Source organism: Pseudomonadota bacterium (genome assembly GCA_027620075.1).
Classification (GTDB): Bacteria; Pseudomonadota; Alphaproteobacteria; order Rickettsiales; family UBA6187; genus 1-14-0-20-39-49.
Window position 1 is genome coordinate 234,629 of sequence record JAQCEY010000002.1, and the last position, 22,251, is coordinate 256,879.

Here is a 22,251-nt window from a genome sequence, read left to right on the forward strand (position 1 = left end):
ACATTGATTGAGCCACGCTGCACTTGTTTGTTGCATCTAAAACACAACAAAACACACTCCTTTTTACACTGCATTAATTAACTTCCCTGCACGAAAATATTGTATTATCTGATACAAAGCAGCATTAGTAATTTTCTCCTGAGCCTGCAACGTAGAATCTGCGATATGATTTGTTAATATGCATTTATTATTCTTATCGGCTTTGACAAACGGCTCTATCAGATCCATATCACCGTCTATCGCTGCTGCGGTTAATATTCCCGAATTCAAAGCTTCTTCAAAATCGGTGGGGTTTATCAATTGCGGTCTTGCTGTATTTATTAACACACTGCCTTTTTTCATTAGCGAGAATTTTGATTTATCAAAAAAACCCTTAGTCTCCTTGGTTAAAGGGACGTTTAAGGAAATAATATCCGGTTTTGCCTTGAGTAACTCTTCCACAGAGTCATATCTTTTATAAGGAAGGTCTTTTTTGCTTCTGTTAAAATAAGATACCTTCATGTCAAACCCTTCACACATTCGGGCTAAGTTCGTACCTATATTACCCATACCTATAATAGCTATCTTTTTTTTAGATAATTCCTGCCCCTGATAATATGAAGGATCTTTTGTTGTATTATTTCTAACATCATTGTTAGAAAGGGAAATTTGCCTGTTCGCAACAATCTCCATCATAAGGGCAAAGGTATATTCTGCGGTAGATACGCTATTTTCCCCCGGAGTGTTCTCAACAACGATATTAAGCTTCTTAGCGGTTTTTACATCAATTGCATTCATTCCGCTGCCGCCTCTGACAATTATTTTTAAATTTTTAGCCAGTTCCATTACTTTTGCCGGAACTTCCCGCGGTCTTACAACTAAGCCGTCATAATCTCTAATTACTTTTTCAATATCTCCTTGCATATAATCGGGGCAATATGCGAAATGTATTTCTTTTTCACTAATATTTGCGGGTATGGGGTTCTTTATATGCACATACACACCTTTTTCGTTTTCCTCAAAGCTCATTAGAGTTCCTATATCCAATGATTCCGCAATAAGAATTTTTACCATATGATTTACTCCTAATTAATTTTGCACAATAATTGTTCTACATGACTCTTGTAAACATAAAAAAATTGCGATAAGTATATATCTATTATGAATATAAACCCTTTTATAGACCTTATAGCTACGGTATTTCGCATCTACGGGTGGATAATGTTCGCTTGGATTATCGTTAGTCTATTGCTGACGTTTAACGTAATTAACAGACACAATCAGTTTGTTGCCAGATTATATGAGGCACTATTCAAAATGACCGAGCCTCTCTTGCGCAGAATTCGCCGCTGGATGCCTGATTTGGGAGTTATAGATATATCACCGATAGTGGTATTCTTAGGAATCGAATTCATGATTCAAGTCTTATACACATATTTTTATAAATACGGCACATATTAATAAAAAATTAACCAAAAAATTGTTCAAATAACAACTTTTACATGCTATAGTAGAATCGTAATTTATAATAAAATATTGTATTAGATTATATAAATATGCATAGACTTGTAATTCTAGTATTGTTTGTATTACTATCCACAAAATCATACGCACAGGATAAAGTAGTATCATCTGACATATCGGTTTCAGATATAAAAGAACACATTAAGTCAGAACGAACGGTCTTGCGTGGAAAGTACAAGGTTGATATTCCGCTAAAATTTAAAAAAGAGTCTTCAATATACGCTACAAGGTACGGTAATACTAAAGAAGTGCTAAACTTAAACGGCTTGTCACTATCGGGAATGGACTTACGAGGCACTAGTTTTACAATGGCAAGCATGATAAAAACCGACCTAAGTGACGCAGACCTTTCAAATGCGGATTTGGTATATGTTGACTTAACCGGGGCTAATCTTAGCAACGCCAATCTTAGCAAAGCAGATTTCAGCAATGCCGTTTTTGATTCGACAAAACTAAAGGGTGCAAATTTTGATGGTACAAATCTTTTTGGGGCTAAGTTTATTAAAATTGGGGACTTAACGCAAGATGAGATTAATAATTTAAAAAAACGCACTAATTCTTATGTAGATTTAGAAAGAGAACCGTTACCTGATTATTATAAATTTGATAAGTAATTGGGGTTATTGAATTAGTATAGGCTAAATAAGCCTCCTTTTTAATTTTTTACTAACTCAACAAAAGTTGTCGTATTTATAACATGCTCCATCTCATTACCTTCTTTCCTTAACAGCTCTACTTTGCCGATATATTTGCCTAAAACCCATTCGGTATCTTTATGTTTATAACCGATAAACTGAAAGTTATGCCTACGATTTTTAGTAAACGGTCTTGTTTCGGTCTTAATTACTTCACCCCTTGGGTTTATTATAGATAATTTCAATCGATCACCCGCCACTATCCCGAATATATCGACCCAGAATACCATTAGCTTAGAATCATATTTTATCATCTTTCTGCTGAACTTCCCCTCTCTTGCTCCCTGCGAGTGAGGCACTTTCTCCGAAAAACCCATTGTGAGCAAAGACGTTGAGATATATTCCAACCTTTTTTCAGTTTGCTTATCCCATAAAGGATATATATCCAAGCTATCACAAGGCACATTTATTTCACCGGTAATAGGGTTGTCACCGGTGAACGGGTCAACGGGCTGTCCGTTTAAACTAACGGTAAACTCAAGGTATGGGAAAGAAGTAATTCCGGAAAGACCGACCTGACCTATAATCTCCCCTTTTTCAACATAATCACCGACTTTTTTAGTGATAGAACCGTTCATCAAATGGCAGTATTCGGTCTTATATCCTCTTTTATGGTCTATTATAACTCCGTTGCCACACTCACGCCCTCTTACAGCCTCTTCGCCTATCAGGTCAACACTTATATCGCTCATGCCGTCCCTAATAAAAACAACAGTACCGGAGTCCGATGCCACAACATTAACTCCATCTTTCATTTGAGTATGGCTTCTGAGCATAAAATCAGTGCTTTTATGATTATCATAGCTTAGCTTACCGCATGTGTGGTCGGTATAAATATCCTCTTCTATGCTTTTATCATAGTAGTTAAAAATTATGCATTCCTCACCGTAATCGCATGCGATAGGTATGCCTAAATCCAATGCATAAGCATGAAAATTATAAGAAATTACCGATAATACCGCTAAAAGCTTTTTCATATAAAGCTACTCAAGCATTTTCAATGTCTTTGATAAAAACTCTCTTCTGTACAAAACTATAACAACAACAACACTTGCAATCATAAGCAGTATAGGGCTTATAAACCAGCATATCCCCACAAGACCGAAATAATACGACCTCATTCCTTTATTGAAATGCATACTGGTGTTATAAATCATGTCCGAAATATTTTTTATATATTTATTTGCTTTTTCAGTGTCCTCTTGTGATGATTTTTCATCATCAATCCTAGGTGCCGATACCATTAAAACAATAGTAAAATTGAACTGGCGAATCACCCACGTAAATTTAAAAAACGAAAAAATAAAGATTAACAACATTGACAACGTCTTAAAAAACCATGTTGTTAAATTCATATGCTCCGCAAAAGGCAGTGAATCTATCATTTCAATAGCTCTATTACCGTAACCTAAAAGTGCGAACAGACCTCCTATTATCAAAATAGAAGTCGACGCAAAGAAAGTCGCACTTTGTATCAGGCTTGCAATAATCCGAATATCGACTAGCCTGTCTTCCCTTCTCATTAGGGAGTTTACCCAGTTTATACGGTGCTTATGCATTGCCGTAACAAGGTTAACGTCTTTGTGTCTATCTGCAAATAACGAGTAGCCCGACCATATTACGAAAAACCATAATAAGGCTATAATATCCAGAAGATATATATCAAAAATTCTTGTCATTCAACGTTACCTAGTAATCCTTGTGTAGCCAGTTTTACATCAGACTGCGACATGATAGAATCGCCGACCAAAAATGCCCAAACCCTAGATTCGTTCATTCTAATAATATCAGCGTATCCATAGATGCCGCTTTCGCTTACCACAACTTTTTCATCAGGCATAAGCGGAGCAAGTCTTTCAGTATTTGCAAGATCGACTTCCATTGTTTTTAAATTGCGGTTATTGATTCCTATTAATACGGACTTTAATTTTAACGCTTTTTTCAAATCCTGCTCGTCATGCACTTCAATCAAAACATCAAGCCCAAGCTCAATTGCTTTTTGTTCAAGTTCTATCGCTTTATTTACATCTAAAACAGCCATAATCAAAAGAATACAATCCGCTCCTATAGCCCTTGATTCTACTACCTGATACGTATCTAAAATAAAGTCCTTCCTAAGCACCGGAAGCTTACATGCATCTTTAACTATTTTTATATATTCATCATTACCCTGAAAATAATGCTCGTCGGTAAGAACGGAAATACATGTTGCACCGCCTTGCTCATAGGCTTTTGCTATCTCGGAGGGTTCAAAATAATGCCTTATCACTCCTTTACTCGGAGAAGCTTTTTTAGCCTCTCCTATTAATGCATTCTCGCCTGATTGGATTTTAGCTATTATACTTTGAACAAAACCTCTTGTTTCAGGCAATGATTTTATCTTCTCTAATAATTGCTCTTCAGATATTAATGCTTTCTTAGATTTTATATGTATTTTTTTATCTTCACATATCGCACTTAAAACATCACCTGATTCTTTTATTATCGACTCTATTTCCGCTCCCGTATGTTCGGCAAGAACATCGGCCTCATCTTCAGCTAGTTCAATTTTATCGGTAATGATGCTTATTTCCTGTTCTTGGTTTTCTTCCGAATCATATTCATCAGCAAGCTCGTCCTGAACAATTTCCTCATGCTCAAGGTTAACTATTTCAATGTCGGTATTATCAACTTTAGTTTTTTTCTTAACTTTACCGGCAGCCTTATTATCTTCGGATATAATATCTATCTTATCCTCAGGAACGTGATTAGTTTCAGAAGCGATTTGCTCATAATCGCTTTCTTCTTCATCATTAATTTTTAAATTATCATCAGATTCGGTGATATCGTGACTGCTCATTTTTAAAATCCATATAAGATAAATCGGATAAAGTATTTTTATACTTATACATCAGGTAGTACAAAAATATAAGGTAAAATTTTATTTTTCTTATGAGTTAGTAATTGCACATAATTTCATTAATGCGTCATTTGCCGCACCTGACTCTATTGACTCACTAGCTTTGACGATACCGTCTTCTATATTTTTTGCAACACCCGCAACCACCAAAGCCGCAGCAGAGTTTAGCAATACGATATCCCTATAAGCCTCTTTTCCTTTGTTCATTAGCAAATGTTTTAAATGCTGTGCGTTTACGTTGGGTTCACCGCCTTTTAAATCATCGGATTTTGCTTTTTTTATTCCAAAATCACTCGGTTCAATTTCAAATTTCCTTACCCTGCCACCTTTTAATTCCGCCACAAATGTTTTGCCTGTCGTGGTAATCTCGTCCATTCCGTCACTGCCATGCACCACCCATGCACGCTCAAGCCCCAGTTTTTTCAAAACCCTCGCAATAGGCTCTACTAATTTTTCACTATAAACCCCAAGCAATTGAAAACTAGCGTTTGCAGGATTAGAAAGAGGTCCCAGAATGTTAAATATAGTCCTGACACCCAATTCCATTCTGATCGGGGCAACATGTTTCATGGCGGTGTGGAATTTTGGAGCCATCATAAAACATATATTAGCTTCCCTCAACGCTTTTTCCATAACATGTTTGTCAGCGTCAATATTAACACCCACCATACTCAAAACATCTGCCGAACCCGATTTAGATGATATAGCCTTATTCCCGTGTTTTGCAACAGGCACACCACACCCTGCAACTACAAAAGCAACCGCCGTAGATATGTTAAAACTTCCCGAACTATCTCCGCCCGTACCGCATGTATCAAGAGAACCCGAAGGAGCTTTGAACTTTTCAGCTTTTACTCGCATAACTTTTGCCGCAGCGGCTATCTCGTCTATTGACTCTCCCTTCATACGCAAGCCTATAAGAAATGCTGCAATTTGTGCAGGAGTCGCACCACCCTTCATAATTATCTGAAACGACCTTTGTGCCTCATCTTCGGTAAGGTCGTTTCCCTCAACTATCTTTGATATGTATTTTTTTATTTCATTCATTTTTTTACCAATTTTAAGAAATTAGCTAAAATGTCATGCCCATGCTCCGAGGCAATACTTTCAGGGTGGAACTGCACACCGTAAATATCATACTCCTTATGCTGCAAAGCCATTACCAGACCGTCATCACTTTGTGCGGTTATTTCCAGACAATCGGGGAAGCTATCACGCTCAACAACCAGTGAATGATATCTGGTTGCCTTAAGGGGGCTTTTTATTCCTTCAAATATACCTTTTGAATTATGCTTTATGTTGCTGACCTTGCCATGCACAGGTTCAACCCTTACTATTTTTCCTCCAAAAACCTGACCTATGGCTTCATGCCCCAAACATACTCCGAATATGGGCAATTTACCGGCTGCTTTTTTAATTAATTCGGGGCATATACCCGATTCATTAGGAGTGCAAGGTCCCGGAGAAATAACAATACCTTTTATAGTATCGTCATTTAATATTTCGTCCACGGTCAAAGCGTCATTGCGCACAACCTTAACTTCAACGCCTAATTCACTGATATAATGATACAAATTATATGTAAAGCTATCATAATTATCTATTAAAATAATCATACTACCAATCCCTTTTAGCAACTTCTTCAGCAGCCCTTATCAACGCCATGGCTTTATTGCAGCTTTCCTGATATTCAGCCTCAGGGTCACTATCGGCAACAACACCGCCACCTGCCTGAACATACAGCTTATCGCCTTTTGCTAAGCCTGTCCTGAGCGTAATACACATATCAACATCGCCATTTGACGAAAAGAAGCCCACGCCTCCCGCATAAAAGCTACGCCTTACATTTTCCAACTCGTCAATTATTTCCATAGCCCTTATCTTGGGTGCACCTGAAACAGTACCAACGGGAAACCCTGCTATCACTGCATCTAAGGCATCTATATTTTTTTTCACTTTGCCTTCGACCTTTGATACTATATGCATTACATGCGAATAATATTCTATAACCATATTTTCAGTAACCTTAACAGTACCTATGCCAGACACCCTGCCTACATCATTACGACCAAGATCTATCAACATCAAATGTTCGGCAAGCTCTTTTTCATCAGATAGTAAATCTTTTGCTAATTTATCATCTTCGATTTTGTCAGCACCTCTTTTTCTGGTTCCTGCAATCGGTCTAACCGTTATTTTTCCATCGTTCATTCTTACCAGAATTTCAGGACTTGAACCTATCAGCGAGAAATCACCCATTTTTAAATAAAATGAATATGGCGAAGGATTCATACTTCTTAAAACACGGTATAGTGAAAGCGAATCGTAAGGGAAATCAATGGTAAATCTTTGCGAAGGCACTACTTGGAATATATCGCCTGCCATAATATATTCTTTAGCCTTATTTACCATTTCATGATATTCTTCCCTTGAAATATTACTGCTGATATTAAGTTTTTTATTTTGTAATTTGGCATCGGCATTTTTCAAATAATCTAAACTTAAATTGGTATCTATAAGCTTTTTTACCGTATATAAAATACGGCTTTCCGCCATTTTATAAGCCTCTTCGGCACTATCGCCAAAATTAAACACGGGGGCAGCGATTATCATAGAGTCATTTACCGAATCGAACACTATAACTATCCGAGGTCTTATGAATAAAGCCTCTGGAATACCTATAATGTCTTCATTGCCGTCAGGTAGCTTTTCCATATACCTGACCATATCATACCCCATAAAACCGAATATGCCTGACGACATAGGCGGCAAACCTTTGGGGATATTAAGCTGTGATTCTTTTATATAATTCCTCAATGACGAAAATACATCTTTTCCGTCATCAGCAAACGCATTTTTATCCGATGGATTTTTGTTTATTTGCGGAAAACCGTCAACACATCTCCAGATGCTATCGGGCGACATAACGATAAACGAATATCTGCCGCGACTTCTTCCCTGCTCTACTGACTCGAACAGACCTAAATATTCTTCACCTTTCAACTTCAGGGCAACAGAAACAGGAGTTTCTATATCGCAGGAAAGTTTAGTCCAGATAATATTACCTGTATTTTTATTATAGTTTTGTACAAATTCTTCAATAGCAGGTAGTATCTTCATATTATAAACTTAACGAATTCAACATATTCTCATTTTCTTCCACAGGGTATTGTTTTCTAAGGAAATAATTATACTGCCTCAATATATCGTCGGTAAAATCTCTTTTCAGACTTTCCTCCAGATTAGCAAGCTTACCTTTATCTACTTGAGAGTCTTTAATATCGGCTAATTTTCCCATTACATACTCACCCTTATCAGATAAATAATAAGATGTGGATTCACCTTTTTTCAAACCGAATAACTCAAGTGATAACTGCGCAGGAACGCCGCCTTCATTATCAAGGAAAGCGTCAGGTGACGGTCTTTTTATCTCGTCGGACATCTTAAATTTAAGTCCCATCGACGAAGCCAGTTCTTTAGGAGCTTTTCCGCCTTTTATTTCTATAGCGACCTGCTCGGCAATCGCCATTAGCTTCTTGCGTTTTTGAGATTCTTTCCATAAGGCTGTAACCGTTCCTTTTACCTCATCAAGTGCCTTAACCCTTTGAGGCACTACATTATCGACCCTCACCAGCACATATGTAGAATTATCAGAAAGCAGCGTCATAGACGAAACTTCGCCCGACTCAACTGAAAACGCAACATCGGCAAGAGTCTGCGGATCAGGTATATCGGTCAACGGCTTGCCCGAAGAACCTTGAGCATTGGAGTTTATCGAAGGAATACTATGTATAACCAAATCGAATTTTTTAGCTATATCCTCCAGTTTGTTACCGGCGGCAAGCTCATCTTCTATTTTTATTGAAGACTGCTCGAATATCTCCGCTGCCTTAACATCTTTTAAATAATCCTCTATCTCCCCACGCACTTCTTCAAAAGGTATGCCTTGCGGCTCGGATATTTTATTAATCGTAAATATATGCCAACCAAGATCAGTGTTTATAGACTCGCTATACTGCCCTACTTCCAGAGCGAAAACAGGAACAACCACATCTTCTGGCAGCTCGTCATGCCTGACTTCACCAAGCTCTATCTTTTTATCATCATACAAGGATACCTTACCTTCGTTTATATCCTCAAGAGCTTTTTGTGCATCTTCCTCTTTTTCAAAAAGATACTGTACAACATCTCTTTTTTCAGGCTCGGTGAATGATTCTATATTATCCTCATATTCCGCTTTCATAGCCTCTTCACTAACCTGAACGGAATTTTTAACATCTTCATAACCGTATGTCAGATACGTAACCGTTCTGCTTTCGGGAACGGCAAAATTATTGCTATTATCCTGATAATACTGAATAAGGTCGGCTTCCGAAGGCTCTTCCATCTCCTTAACATAATCAGTTGGAATATAAATAAGCTCAGCAGTACGGTACTCGTTGCGATACCTATATAATGTTTTGGCGGTATTTTTCATAGATGACGGCGATACCGCAAGAGTGTCAACTAAAATACCTATTGCCGCCTCATCTTTGATATCCTTAACATACTGTTTTTCGTCAAGACCGTTATATTGTAAAACCATTTTAAAGTTTTCGGGGTTAAACTTCCCCGACTCATCATAAAAAGCACTTTCTCTTGCTATAATATCCCTGACTACATTATCACCGACCTTCAAATTTAGCTCACCTACTCTTAATCTTATAAGCTTGTTATCGACCATCTGGTCAAAAACTCTTCTTTTAACATCAAATTGCTGCATAAGTTCGGGAGTAAGTGTTGTTCCTAATATCTGCTGAAAACGACTGATTTCCCTCTGCAAGGAGTTATAATACTCTTCATAACCGATTTTTTCGTCACCTACTTTAGCTATAGTCGTGCTGCTGCCGCCTCTAAATACGTCTCCCACGCCCCAGACAACAAAACTCAGGGCAAGAACACCTAGCAATAATTTTACAAAAATATTTTGAGAACCTTTTCTCATAGCTTCGAGCATAGCAACAACCTATTATGACTTTAATTATAAGCATTAAATAATAGTCATCGATTGCAATTAAAACAACAATGAATTTAAATAATTTGCTATTATTGATTTTTTTTATATAAGAGTTATGAATGTTTAATATTGTTCAATCATAAAAAAGCATCTGTAGCATGACAAAGAAAAACAAAAACATCCGAGAATACCCTATAATAATTGCAAATTGGAAGATGAACGGTCTTTTGCGTGAAAGTATGCAGAACTTCAAACAGCTAAGGGCAAAGATAAACGATAGCTTAATCGGCTGTGAAATAGTGATATGTCCTCCTTACACTTTACTGCGTGATTTTGCTGAAAAAATTCCGGGAACAGGCATAAAGCTAGGCGCACAAAACTGTCATGATAAACTTGAAGGTGCTTACACAGGCTCAATAAGTGCGAAAATGATTCGTGATATGACCTGTGAATATGTAATCATAGGACACTCCGAAAGAAGAACCACAAGGAACGAGGGAAGCGAACTGGTACGCAACAAAGCTGAAATTTGTCATAGCCAGAAGCTTAGTACTATCATTTGCGTTGGTGAAACTCTATACGAAAGACAGAACGACCTTGCCAAAATAGTGGTACGTGAGCAGGTTCTGCACTCAATACCGAAAACCTCAACCGCCGAAAACACTATAATTGCATACGAGCCTGTATGGGCTATAGGTACGGGCAAAACCCCAACGGCAGAACAAATTGAGGAAATGCATAATTACATAGCACATGTAATAAATGAAGAACTAAAACAATTTGAAAACCAGCCAAGAATCGTGTATGGTGGCTCGACTAGCTCACAAAATGCACGTTCAATACTATCTGTTCCAAGTGTTGACGGTCTTCTGGTGGGCAAAGCCAGCCTTGATCCTGATGAATTCTGGAAGATTATTGAGGCTACAGGCTAAATATATAATAAATTTAAGGAATACCTAAATGTCAGAAATGTTACATATATTACTTGTTGTGCAAGTTATAATAGCCGTTTCAATGATATGCGTAATTTTGCTTCAACGCAGTTCAAGTGACGGTTTGTCAGGTCTAAGCGGCGGTAGCGGAGGCGGCAATTCATTGGTATCGGGAAGAGCCTCTGCAAATATGCTCACAAAAACCACTGCTTACTTAGCTGTAGCTTTTATGGCTAACAGCCTTGCTATGGCAACTATAACAGCTAGAGGCACAAAAACCGTAGACAGGGTTATTGAAAATATCTCAACAGAAAATAATGCTTCTGATATCGGCGAATCGGGTGAAGTTAAAGAAATCGAACCTACCGTACCGGTATCCGAATAAACTTTTTTATTATAACATAAAAAAATAGTTTATTATTATTGATTTTATTGCCTTATTTTGTAGTATGCAGCAACAATTTTACTAATGCTTCTTTAAGTTTAGGATATGGCAAAATTTATATTTATTACAGGCGGTGTAGTTTCGTCTTTGGGTAAAGGGCTGGCATCTGCCAGTCTTGCTGCTGCTTTGCAATCAAGAGGGTACACTGTTCGCTTGCGTAAACTTGACCCATATCTGAACGTTGACCCCGGAACAATGAGTCCCATACAGCATGGCGAGGTGTACGTTACCGACGACGGAGCGGAGACCGACCTTGACCTTGGTCACTACGAAAGATTCACGGACGTTGTGGCTCGCAAGGGCGACAATATCACGACCGGTCAAATATATTCCAAACTAATCGCAAAAGAGCGTAAAGGCGAGTACTTAGGTGGAACTGTTCAAGTAATACCTCACGTTACCGACCTGATAAAAGAATTTATTTTAAGTGACACTGATGATACGGATTTCGTACTTTGTGAAATAGGCGGAACTGTCGGAGATATAGAAGGTCTGCCGTTCTTTGAGTCTATCCGTCAGCTTGGCTATCAGCTTGGTAAAGACAAGACTATATTTGTCCATTTAACGCTGGTTCCTTATATTCCGGCAGCAAGGGAGCTTAAAACAAAGCCCACCCAACACTCTGTAAAGGAATTACGCCAGATAGGTATTCAACCGGATATATTATTATGCCGTGCCGATAGGGAGATACCGGAGAGTGAGCGTAAAAAAATAGCCTTATTTTGCAACATAAAAGAAGAGTGCGTAATACAAGGACTTGACGTTAAGAGTATCTACCAAGTCCCTATAAAATATCACGAAGAAGGTTTTGACAATCAGATTCTCATGCATTTTAATATGCCGCATGACAAGAAGGCTAACTTAAAAAAATGGGAAAAACTTGTCGAGAACGACCTGTCTGCAACTGAAGAAATACACGTTGCCATAGTCGGTAAGTATGTAAAACTAACCGAAGCATATAAATCTATAATAGAATCCTTGCATCATGCTGCAATGGCAAATGAAGTTAACGTTAAGATACACTGGATAAACTCCAGACGCTTCTCAGCCGACACGGCTGCTAAAAAACTACCTTCCATGGACGCAATCCTTGTTCCCGGCGGATTCGGTGAGGACGGTGTTAAGGGGGAATTAAACGCTATAACATACGCAAGGACTAATAACGTACCGTATTTTGGAATTTGCAGGGGTATGCAGCTAAGTGTTATAGAGGCTGCCCGCAACCTTGCAGGCTTAAAAAATGCCGATACATCGGAGTTTAACGAGACGGAACACACCGTAGTCGGTCTTATGACCGAGTGGTTCAATGGCGAAAAACAAGAAACACGCAATAAAAACGGTGATTTGGGCGGCACAATGAGGCTAGGCTCATACCCTTGTAGATTAGTACCGAACTCACTGGCTAGGAATGTGTACGGCAAAGCCAATATTGAAGAACGGCACAGACACCGCTACGAGGTAAATATAGAATATAAAGAAATTCTGGAGAAGGCAGGCTTGTTATTTTCAGGCATGTCACCTGACGGCAAGTTGACTGAAATCGTTGAAATACCTAAACACCCGTGGTTCATAGCAGTGCAGTTCCACCCTGAATTCAAGTCACGCCCTTTTAGTCCGCACCCGTTATTTAAGGGGTTTGTTGAGGCGGCAATAAAATATAACAAAAAAAGAAAATAAAATGACCGAATCAAAACATATAAAAGTAAATAATATCAAGGTAGGTAACGACCTACCGTTTACATTGATTGCAGGACCTTGCCAGATGGAATCTCGTGACCACGCCTTGATGATGGCCGAAGAACTTACAACGATAACACAAAGGCTTAATATTCCTTTTATATATAAATCGTCTTTTGACAAGGCAAACCGTACAAGCCTGAACAGTAAACGCGGAATCGGTCTTGAAAATGCATTGCCGATATTTAAAGAAATAAAAGAAACATTCGGCTGCCCTACCCTTACCGATATCCACAATGAAGAACAATGCGGCTTAATTGACGATTCGGTAGATGTATTGCAAATACCGGCTTTTTTATGCCGTCAAACCGATTTATTGATAGCTGCGGCTAAAACGGGTAAGGTTATAAACATAAAAAAAGGGCAGTTCTTAGCCCCTTGGGATATGAAGAACGTAGCTGCTAAAGTATCAGATTCCGGCAATGATAACATCATATTGACCGATAGGGGTACTAGCTTTGGTTATAATACGCTTATATCCGATATGAGAGGGCTTGCAACAATGTCTGAGACCGGCTATCCGGTAATTATCGACGCAACCCACTCCATACAGCAACCGGGCGGTCAGGGAGGCACATCGGGAGGTCAGAGGGAATTTGTTCCGGTTATATCAAGAGCCGCAATAGCGGTAGGAATAGCAGGTACATTCATGGAAGTCCATCAGGATCCTGATAACGCACCATCTGACGGACCTTGCATGGTTATATTGCAAGAGCTAGAAGAAATCCTAAAAAAACTTGTAGAGATAGACTCCGTAGTTAAGAACTAACCGATAGCCTGATTTTTAGGGCTTCTTTTCTGACATGGAGCATCATTATCAGTATCCGCCGATACACAAGGACTTTTCAGATCATATTTTGCACTATCATCTTTTGCACATCCCTGAATAAATAATAACATCAAAACCACATATATATATTTCACGAAATACCCCGACTGAAATTAAGAAGATGTCTATATGATATAAATTTAAGCCGTAAAGTCAAATATACAATTAATTAACTTGATATAAATTTATAAAATCAGAAAATAATGAACACATCTCCTAGCTTACTCATCATCTTTTTTATCCGAGTCTTTGCTTTGCTTGTCCCTTTCACTTTGCTCAAGCCTTTTCCTGCGTAATTTTTCTCGTTCTTCTTCCTCTTGTCTACGCATTTTTTCAGAATAAACTAAATCACCCTCATATTCTCTTACATCTTTGTCCAATTCAAGAAGAGGCTTATTCTTCTCTTGTTGAGATTGAGATTTTCTATCTTGCTCTTTAGCACGCTGTGCTTCATTTTCTATCTCTTTGTCAATCCATTTTCCGTCATCAACTTCAGACTTGTTCTCAGCTTTTTTACTATCATACGCATATGAAATTCCGGCACTTGCTTTTTGTCTTTCAGTCAAACCTTCAACTAACACCGCTTGCATACTAGACGGTATCTGCCTGAATTCACTTGAATCAACGAAGTCTGCAATTCTATTTTGTAAAGGAGTATTATTACTTATATCACTATTACCTACCAAGCGTAACAATTCGTCAGCTTCTATAATTGCATCAACTTCGGATTTTGTATTGCCGTGAGCCGTTCCCGATGTCCGCAATTGTTCGGCAGCCAGCCCGAAGACTGCGGCAGCTCCTTTATCATTTGACCTAACATATGAATCCAGAAGAAGAGAGCCGACACCATTAGATATTGTAGCTTCCTGCTTCTCGGATTCTTTTAGTGCCGAATATAAAGCAGCCTGCATATCTATAGGCAACAACTCAAACTTACCGGATTCAATAAAACCAAGTGCCTCACGTCTTTGAGCTAAAGTTAAATTATTGACATCAATTGCACCATCTGCAAATCCAAGTTTATCGAGTAATGTTTTAGCCTTTGCCACTGCTTCATCAACGGCACTTTGAGCAGGCTTGTTTTTAGCAGATAAATCCCTATAAAGAGAAATAGGATTTCTTAACACCTTCTTAGAATCGGTTAAACCCGCTCCTCTACCGAATCTATTAATAATATCCAAGTCTTTACTTGCCTTAGCCTGTTTCAGTATTGAAGCTTCTAGTACGTTACGAGCCTTATCGTTATTATTAACCTGATTCAGCAATTTATTTAATAAAGGCCCTCCACCGCTTTGGGTGCCGGCTTTTAACATAGCAATATCCAGTAAACCTCTACCCTCTTTAGTCCTCATCATATCCGACAGACCTTTTTCAAGTAGGTTAGCTCCACCGCCTTTAGCAGCAGATTGTTTCAACGCCTGATTAAGAAGGCTTGCACCGGCATCACGACCTGCCAGTCTTTCCATCATTGTTTTATCGCTACTATTTTGAGCCGCCTTTAATATTGATTGCTCTAATAAGCTCTTCGCTCCTTTATCTTTACCGACTTCCCCTAAAGCCTTTTCAAGAAGGCTTCCGCTGCTACCGCCTTTACTACCGGCAGCCTTTATAATAGCCGCTTCTAATAAATTCTTAGCACCTTTATTTTTGGACATATCCGCAAGGGCTTGATCAAGTAGATTCTTCCCACCACCTTTAGCGGCAGAATCGGCAAGAGCCTTATCAAGTAAACTCAACCCTCTGCCTTTAGCATCTTTTATGGATTTCTCTAAGAAACTTACACCACCATTATTTGCAAGAACATCTCGAAGCGACCTATCCAATATACTTAAACCACCGGTATTACGAGCCTCTATCATAGATTTATCTAAAAGACTTAGACCGCCGCCCTTAGCAGCACCATCTCTCAACGCCCTTTCCAAGAAGCTTAAGCTTTCACCACCGCTTTGAGCGGATTTTCTTATAGCCTCTTCAAGAAGATTCTTGCCGTCTCTTACACCGTCCCTTAAGCCGCCTACTTTATCTCTTCCCAAATCCTCAAGATCTCTCAAACCGCCTACTTTATCTCTTCCCAAATTCTCAAGATCTCTTAAACCTCCGACTCCTTTTCTAATATCATCACTATCTTGTTTCCTTCTGATACTAGCCTCTATAGTACCCTCATCAGCCAAACCGGCAAGAGCAGACTTTCTTGCAGCATTCGTTAACAGGTTCTGCCCCTTCTCCATTAGAGGATTCTTATCTTCTTTTATCATACCGTCCTGAATGATGCCCATTTCTCTTGTTCTTATGCTCATACCTTTAGCACCCGTCAACTCGACCATAGTAGCTCTTTTTATTTTTCTAGGAGGAGCAAGACCTCTTGTAGAATAAGCACCGTCCCAAAAACTTAGCACTTCATCCATTAGATTTTTGGTATTTTGCGATTTTCCTATATTCCACGCTTTAGCTGAAAATTCTTTAAACCCTGACATAATTGTATGGGTCAATCCCATAGCAGGGCCGAATATATTAGCAGTATCACTCGGAGAACCTCCTTTTAACGCTTTAGCCATTTCAGGAACAAAATCCATAAACGCTAACATTAATAGGACGGCTACCATAAACACCAGAAAATCAGTGAATGACAAGAAATTTTTTTCAGTTTGATATAATGCTATTTTTTCCCTATCAAATATCGGGTCTAAATATGGTACGTCCTCATACCTGAAAGCCATTTCAGGATCTCTTCCGGCACCACCGGGATCTCTAAAGCCGTTTTGGTCAACATCCATCCATATATTGGTCATATGAGTACCGATATCAGGCATCCAGAATTTCAGGTTAAATAAGTGGAAATGGTGCGATATATTTTTATTAACACCTAAAAAGTCAAAATCGGCATATACATTCCAGCATACTTTATAACCGATGGTTTGTTCCATATATGAAATTATCAAAGCTGCAAACATACCTAATGCGGCCATAAGAAGTAAAATCTGTATCCCTGCCGAAACAAGAGAGTTGAACCACTCAACCGTTAAATGCTTAGTTTTCTCAAATAACATTGTAATTAGGAAGAAAGGAGCCAATGCTATTAAGATAGCAATAGAGATAAAACCTATTATATAAACAATAATTGCTTTAATAACCGCAAAAAGGAATAATACCATAGCAAGATATAAAAATATTATAAATATTATTCCCAACGGAAAATTAGAAAATAAAGTAGAGCTTATTTTAGCCGCCGTTTCACCGGAGAATAGTCTGGCTAACAATGCGTCCATAGAATACCAAGGGCTTTGCGGGTCATAATTCTGCCAAGGATTCAACAGCAGCGATCCTATACTGTCTACACCGTCAATAAATGCCTGAAACAGGAAGTTGTTGAAGAAATCCCAACTGTCAGGACCTATCAGGGATATTATGACTGCAACCTTAAACATCCGTATAACCGCATCTTTTCTATACTCTTCCTGACTTCTTGCTCCTATAATCAAACTATATCCATATATTATCATATAAAGAACAAGCAATGCTCTTATTAGATATATAAACTCGGCATGATTAACTATACCTTCGTAAATCCTTCTCATTATCTCTTTGACAGGCTCTAGAAAAAAATCTACTATCTTTTCAACAGGACCTGAATTCGGACTACGGGTTCCCTCTTTAAGTTTTACGGTATATTCACCCGTATTATCATTATAATATCTGTCAATTATCTTAAAGAACAACTGATCACTGGTATACGCCTCAGGGAACTCCATTACTACCTGCCCCCTTGCAAGATAGCCGTCCAATCCTCTTGCCATATTATGGGCATTCGACACATTACTTGTCGCCTGATCGATAAGAGACTGACCTTCAAAAGTTTTTGATGGTGCGGTAACAGACTCATCGCTTGTAATACCGGGTCTTTTGGAATCAGGTATATGATAAGTAGCTATTACATCACTATCGGTTGCGTTACCGCTATCATCATTTGGTGCAAAACCTACATACAATCCCATTCCATAACGGAAATAGCACGGCGTAAATCCGTTAGTCTTATTAATCGGCTCATATTGAGGATCGTTAGCCCCTTGTGCTACATAAGTATTAATTGCGGGATTCGGAGCTATAGGAGGACGTGCAGGGTTCTGCGAACTAGGAGCTGTTTGTATGTTAAAATTCTCAGGATTAAGAATTAAACGATAATCAAAATTATGGTCAAGATAATATAACGTATCGGTATCATCATAATGCTGCCACAGAACACTCGGTGACAAGTCAAAATGACCTGCATTGGTTCCGTTGTCACCAAAAACCGTCATTGACGGAGCGGCATTTCTTGTAGGACCTTCATTATTTGTAACCTTATACTTACACTCCCTATCTTCCACACTCTGACCTGCGTCATATGCAGTAACATCTCCTTCGGGCTTGGTAGAAGAATAATTAACCTCTCCACCGAACCAAGATGTCCACTGATCCGATTTACCGACGGTCATAACAATAGGGACAAGATTACGGTCTAAGATAACTTGACCGCTATCAATAGCTCTTACATGCTGATCCGGATAAGAGCCGTAAACAGCACCGTTTGTCGCAGCGGAATTTGAAACATAGTCATCTTTTGCTTTATAATATAGCGAGTAGTCAGGAGCATATTGCTCTTTAGGTCCGACAGTCTTCTCCATATCTTTTTTATCAATAAATCCGCCATATTGCTTGACGATACTCTCCGTATCGGCAGGAACCAATACTTTTGCGTATCCCCAGTCATCGGCTTCAACACACTCTAAACCACCTGAACCACAATCTCTCTTACAGTGTTTGCCGCCTGCATCACATTGCCTTTTACACACTTCTCTACCACAACCGCTTGCGAGCAGTAAAATAAAGATGCAAATTAAATTTAGTAATGCTTTCATCATAATATTTACAAAATAATCCAAAATACCTTTTTAAAACTTCTCTCCCTGTGCTTTATTGTAGCACAATTAAAACTTATTTTTTAAAGTTTTTAGTAATCGGTTTTATTATCCCTCCGTTTAGAGCTCCAAGTGCTCCCCGTCCTACTTTACCGGCGGCCGTATTGCCTGAGGCAAATCCTTTAGCAGCTCCCATAGCCGCGGAAGTACCCATGGTTATGGCAGCTTTCCCGTATCCGGCAAATTTATTTAAGGTTTGCCCTGCCGCAGAAGCTAACGATCCTACGGTACTACCGAACATCAATTCGGAAGTCAGATCGGCCATCCATTTAACAAAATTCAGTAATGCCGTTAAAATAATTAGATATATCAACATCATAAAGAACTGTATCGGCATCTCTAATCTACCCTGAGGAGAATTTGCCCCTTCGGCAGAAGGCAGATAGAAATTAAACAACGGACGATTGATATTTATTATACCACCGACAGTAACATCAAGGTTCCAAACCGTATCCCAGCATACACGATAATATAGTAACGAATATATTGCCGAATATACAAACACGTTAAATATCGCAAGTGCAGTAACAACCAGAACAGGTTGTAATGTGTAATTAATAAGGTTTTTAATCCATCCGTCAAATAGCGGCTTAGTTCTGTCGAATAACATAAATGTTAAGAATATAGGTGCAACAATCAATAAAAGTGCTATAGCCAGATTTGCTAAAAGATACAATATCATAGCTTTAAAGATAGCAAGTATGAATATTACCATTCCAAATAATATCAAAATTATGTAAATAAAGCCTACGGGACTTGCGAATAATAGACCTGCAATTTTTATCCAAGTAGCTTTATTAAATAGCGTATCAATCGTTATATCCGTAAATTTGAAAACACTAAAGTTATCCGGCACTGCACCAAGAGGATTAAAACCGGTATTTAAACTACCCATACTATCATACAGATCGGCAGACAAAGTATGACCCGTAAAGTCTCCGCTTAACAAAAATATCAGATCATCGACACCGTCAACAAAAAGTCGGAATAAAAAGTTATTAAAGAAGTCCCAGCTATCAGGAATAAACAACACTGAAATAATTGACATTTTTATTATACGTTTCAAGAAATCACCATAGTCATCATTAACCATTCCCAGCATGAACCTAAAGGAATAAAGGATAATGTATAGAATCAACACCGCCCTTAATATGTTAAGGAACGGACTTACGGTAACACCGTCATAAGATAATACCCCGCCACTTCCTACCAAAACCAAATACATCCTTTCGGCTATTCCCGGATGCCAAGCCTCTATTACATGTCCTGTAGTTGCACCGGTGTTATCTCTCCACTCCTGAACATCTCCATACATATCCCGGAAAACAGGATCCGTACTAACCACCATACCGTCTTCGGTAGTATAACTTCCTATGGTATTGCAAGTAGCCTCATCAATGGAGTAATTTAACTGCTCTTTTGATATATAGGTAGTTTGAGGATTACCGTTAGCATCAGTATAATTAACTGTGTTAGCTCTACAATATCCGAATATCATACCTTTAATAGGATTAATAATCTTTTGCGTAAAGTCAGAAAAGTCCGAGCTTACTTTTGTAGTTCTTATCTTTACTTTATACGAACCGAAATTATCTCCGTAATAACCCGGTTGAGGGTGTAGCGGAGAGGTAGTATCGTCCCTTATTTCAAACCATAACTCGGAAACACCACCTCCGGGTAAAACATCCTCATACTTACCCGGTCCCTTATAAAAAGCCGGATATGGAGAGGTATACGCCTCCGGTCTCATATCCATATTAACTTGGGCACCGGCACCTACCGTATATCTCACATACTGCACAGGTAAACCGCTCCACCCGTCTATCACAAGGTCACATACTCCGGGGTTAACAGGCGAACATCCTTCCGGGGTAGTCTGGTTTTCAATTGTAGCCTGCCCCGGACCAAGACGCATATGCATATACTCACCAAAAGTACCTATACATCCCTGACCTATTGCTATCTCATAACCGCCGTCATTCGGATTATCTCCGGTAAAATTATTACCGTCATTCGCATTGCCGTCATCATTACCGCCGTCATATTCATTATCCACCCAGTGATCACTAGGTGAATGTGTAGACCACGGATGCTCCCTACATTTCTTGCCTAGAGCAGTCTCCAAACCGGGGAACTCCTGCAATCTTCCGGCAGCTCCGCAAGCTGCCACTGAAGCTGTTACACAAACCTGATACATTCCAAGCCATGCGACCGGAATACAACGCATTGCTATAGGACCGAGTCCGCAGGCAAAACATTTACCGCTAAACGGTGTATCACCACCGCTCCAAGCATATTTACCCAGCCACGGCGAAAATCTTTCATCTCCGCTATTATCAAGCCCCCTTGCTTCTGCGGTTCTTGCATATTTCATCCATATATGACCGTCCTGTGCCGCAGTTCCTTTAAAACCGCCGGCATTATCACCTACCGTACCGTTGTCGAATAGTTCGAAAAACTGAGGAAAGTCACTGGTAATATAAGCCTTCCGGTTCGTTTCTAATTCAGGTGCCATAATACATGTATTCATAATATCGGTATCAGGTGCGGAAGGGTCGCACATATCTCTTGTAGTAGCACCGTCTGATCCGGCAAGCCTGATAAAACTGCACGTACCGGGTGTTACCGTAGGGTCACAAACCGTTCCGGGTTCAGCAGTATTCCTAACCGCACCGTACCACCAAACATCATTAGGAGGTGCATCTTCACCGATATACACATACAACCCCTCACCTTCTCTTTGAGTGCCGGCTCTATCATCGTAATTACCGTTTACAAGCATACTTAGCTTATCACCCGCTCCAACCCTCATCGGAGTTCTAGGACCGGCAGGCACTAAAGGTGTGTAGTCCAGACGTTGCCAGTTAGAGTTTCTAGGGTCTATTCCGTGCATTTCCGTGATTTCAAGACCATTTTCATTTTTTAGATTATAGTCCTGACCTTTAAATACTCTATCACCGGAACACAGATCAATTACACCGCTTATATCTACTTTAATATCTTCTCCGGCAAGGACTGATATACCTGAATATGTAAATTGCTCATTTGCATGGACTATTATCTCCCTGCTTTCTATATTTCCCCATTCATCTTCGTTAACACATTCAGGAGCCCCCGGCGGCACACCGCAAGACGATAAAAGAAGCATACCTACAAACAAACATAATTTTTCAGTAAACGCCCTTGAGCTTCCACTAAAAGATAATGTTTCAAAATATTCCTTAAATTTGTTCATATACTTCATTATCACCATTCTACCA

The 22,251-nt window shown here is 39.1% G+C and carries 17 protein-coding genes; 6 read left to right on the plus strand and 11 right to left on the minus strand.

Going from position 1 to position 22,251, the window contains the following annotated elements; all coding sequences use genetic code 11:
• Nucleotides 1-63: 63 nt before the first annotated feature.
• Nucleotides 64-1,053 (minus strand): NAD(P)-dependent oxidoreductase, encoded by a 990-nt coding sequence (locus O2942_04240; GenBank protein MDA0781458.1) that lies wholly within the window; start codon nucleotides 1,051-1,053, stop codon nucleotides 64-66.
• Nucleotides 1,054-1,140: 87 nt separating this feature from the next.
• On the opposite strand from O2942_04240, the gene O2942_04245 reads away from it, so the two are divergent.
• Together O2942_04245 and O2942_04250 are read left to right on the plus strand one after the other, a co-directional pair.
• On the plus strand, nucleotides 1,141-1,440 hold the full coding sequence (locus tag O2942_04245; protein ID MDA0781459.1) for a YggT family protein: 300 nt from the start codon (nucleotides 1,141-1,143) through the stop codon (nucleotides 1,438-1,440).
• Between the two features lie 95 nt (nucleotides 1,441-1,535).
• Nucleotides 1,536-2,117 (plus strand): pentapeptide repeat-containing protein, encoded by a 582-nt coding sequence (locus tag O2942_04250; protein ID MDA0781460.1) that lies wholly within the window; start codon nucleotides 1,536-1,538, stop codon nucleotides 2,115-2,117.
• Nucleotides 2,118-2,158: 41 nt separating this feature from the next.
• Here O2942_04250 and O2942_04255 read toward each other — a convergent pair whose 3' ends face one another.
• The 7 genes from O2942_04255 to O2942_04285 form a co-directional block, all read right to left on the minus strand.
• Nucleotides 2,159-3,175 (minus strand): M23 family metallopeptidase, encoded by a 1,017-nt coding sequence (locus O2942_04255; GenBank protein MDA0781461.1) that lies wholly within the window; start codon nucleotides 3,173-3,175, stop codon nucleotides 2,159-2,161.
• 6 nt (nucleotides 3,176-3,181) lie between these two features.
• Complete coding sequence (locus O2942_04260) at nucleotides 3,182-3,877, minus strand: DUF599 domain-containing protein (protein ID MDA0781462.1); 696 nt, start codon at nucleotides 3,875-3,877, stop codon at nucleotides 3,182-3,184.
• Nucleotides 3,874-4,680 (minus strand): indole-3-glycerol phosphate synthase TrpC, encoded by an 807-nt coding sequence (gene trpC, locus O2942_04265; GenBank protein ID MDA0781463.1) that lies wholly within the window; start codon nucleotides 4,678-4,680, stop codon nucleotides 3,874-3,876. Before trpC ends, O2942_04260 begins: the two co-directional genes overlap by 4 nt.
• Nucleotides 4,681-5,127: 447 nt before the next feature.
• On the minus strand, nucleotides 5,128-6,144 hold the full coding sequence (gene trpD, locus O2942_04270) for an anthranilate phosphoribosyltransferase (GenBank protein ID MDA0781464.1): 1,017 nt from the start codon (nucleotides 6,142-6,144) through the stop codon (nucleotides 5,128-5,130).
• Nucleotides 6,141-6,713 carry an aminodeoxychorismate/anthranilate synthase component II gene (locus O2942_04275; protein ID MDA0781465.1) on the minus strand — a complete coding sequence of 191 codons (573 nt, stop codon included), beginning with the start codon at nucleotides 6,711-6,713 and terminating at the stop codon, nucleotides 6,141-6,143. Before O2942_04275 ends, trpD begins: the two co-directional genes overlap by 4 nt.
• Before the next feature lies 1 nt (nucleotide 6,714).
• Nucleotides 6,715-8,217, minus strand: coding sequence for an anthranilate synthase component I (gene trpE, locus O2942_04280; protein MDA0781466.1), 1,503 nt, complete (start codon nucleotides 8,215-8,217; stop codon nucleotides 6,715-6,717).
• A 1-nt stretch (nucleotide 8,218) separates the two neighbouring features.
• Nucleotides 8,219-10,093, minus strand: coding sequence for a SurA N-terminal domain-containing protein (locus O2942_04285; GenBank protein ID MDA0781467.1), 1,875 nt, complete (start codon nucleotides 10,091-10,093; stop codon nucleotides 8,219-8,221).
• Nucleotides 10,094-10,251: 158 nt separating this feature from the next.
• Between O2942_04285 and tpiA the strand changes: the two genes are divergently transcribed.
• The 4 genes from tpiA to kdsA all read left to right on the plus strand — a co-directional run bounded on the left by tpiA (nucleotide 10,252) and on the right by kdsA (nucleotide 13,976).
• Nucleotides 10,252-11,025 (plus strand): triose-phosphate isomerase, encoded by a 774-nt coding sequence (tpiA, locus tag O2942_04290; GenBank protein MDA0781468.1) that lies wholly within the window; start codon nucleotides 10,252-10,254, stop codon nucleotides 11,023-11,025.
• Between the two features lie 28 nt (nucleotides 11,026-11,053).
• Complete coding sequence (gene secG / locus O2942_04295) at nucleotides 11,054-11,410, plus strand: preprotein translocase subunit SecG (protein MDA0781469.1); 357 nt, start codon at nucleotides 11,054-11,056, stop codon at nucleotides 11,408-11,410.
• Between the two features lie 105 nt (nucleotides 11,411-11,515).
• Complete coding sequence (locus tag O2942_04300) at nucleotides 11,516-13,147, plus strand: CTP synthase (GenBank protein MDA0781470.1); 1,632 nt, start codon at nucleotides 11,516-11,518, stop codon at nucleotides 13,145-13,147.
• Between the two features lies 1 nt (nucleotide 13,148).
• Nucleotides 13,149-13,976, plus strand: coding sequence for a 3-deoxy-8-phosphooctulonate synthase (kdsA, locus tag O2942_04305; protein MDA0781471.1), 828 nt, complete (start codon nucleotides 13,149-13,151; stop codon nucleotides 13,974-13,976).
• On the opposite strand, the gene O2942_04310 is transcribed toward kdsA, so the two are convergent.
• From O2942_04310 to O2942_04320, 3 genes are all read right to left on the minus strand, one after another.
• Entirely contained in the window at nucleotides 13,973-14,131 is a 159-nt protein-coding gene (locus tag O2942_04310; GenBank protein MDA0781472.1) for a DUF2706 domain-containing protein, read from the minus strand. The genes kdsA and O2942_04310 overlap by 4 nt on opposite strands.
• Before the next feature lie 126 nt (nucleotides 14,132-14,257).
• Nucleotides 14,258-18,934 (minus strand): type IV secretion system protein, encoded by a 4,677-nt coding sequence (locus O2942_04315; protein ID MDA0781473.1) that lies wholly within the window; start codon nucleotides 18,932-18,934, stop codon nucleotides 14,258-14,260.
• A 73-nt stretch (nucleotides 18,935-19,007) separates the two neighbouring features.
• Nucleotides 19,008-22,226, minus strand: a complete 3,219-nt coding sequence (locus O2942_04320; GenBank protein MDA0781474.1) for a type IV secretion system protein — start codon at nucleotides 22,224-22,226, stop codon at nucleotides 19,008-19,010.
• Nucleotides 22,227-22,251: the final 25 nt, after the last annotated feature.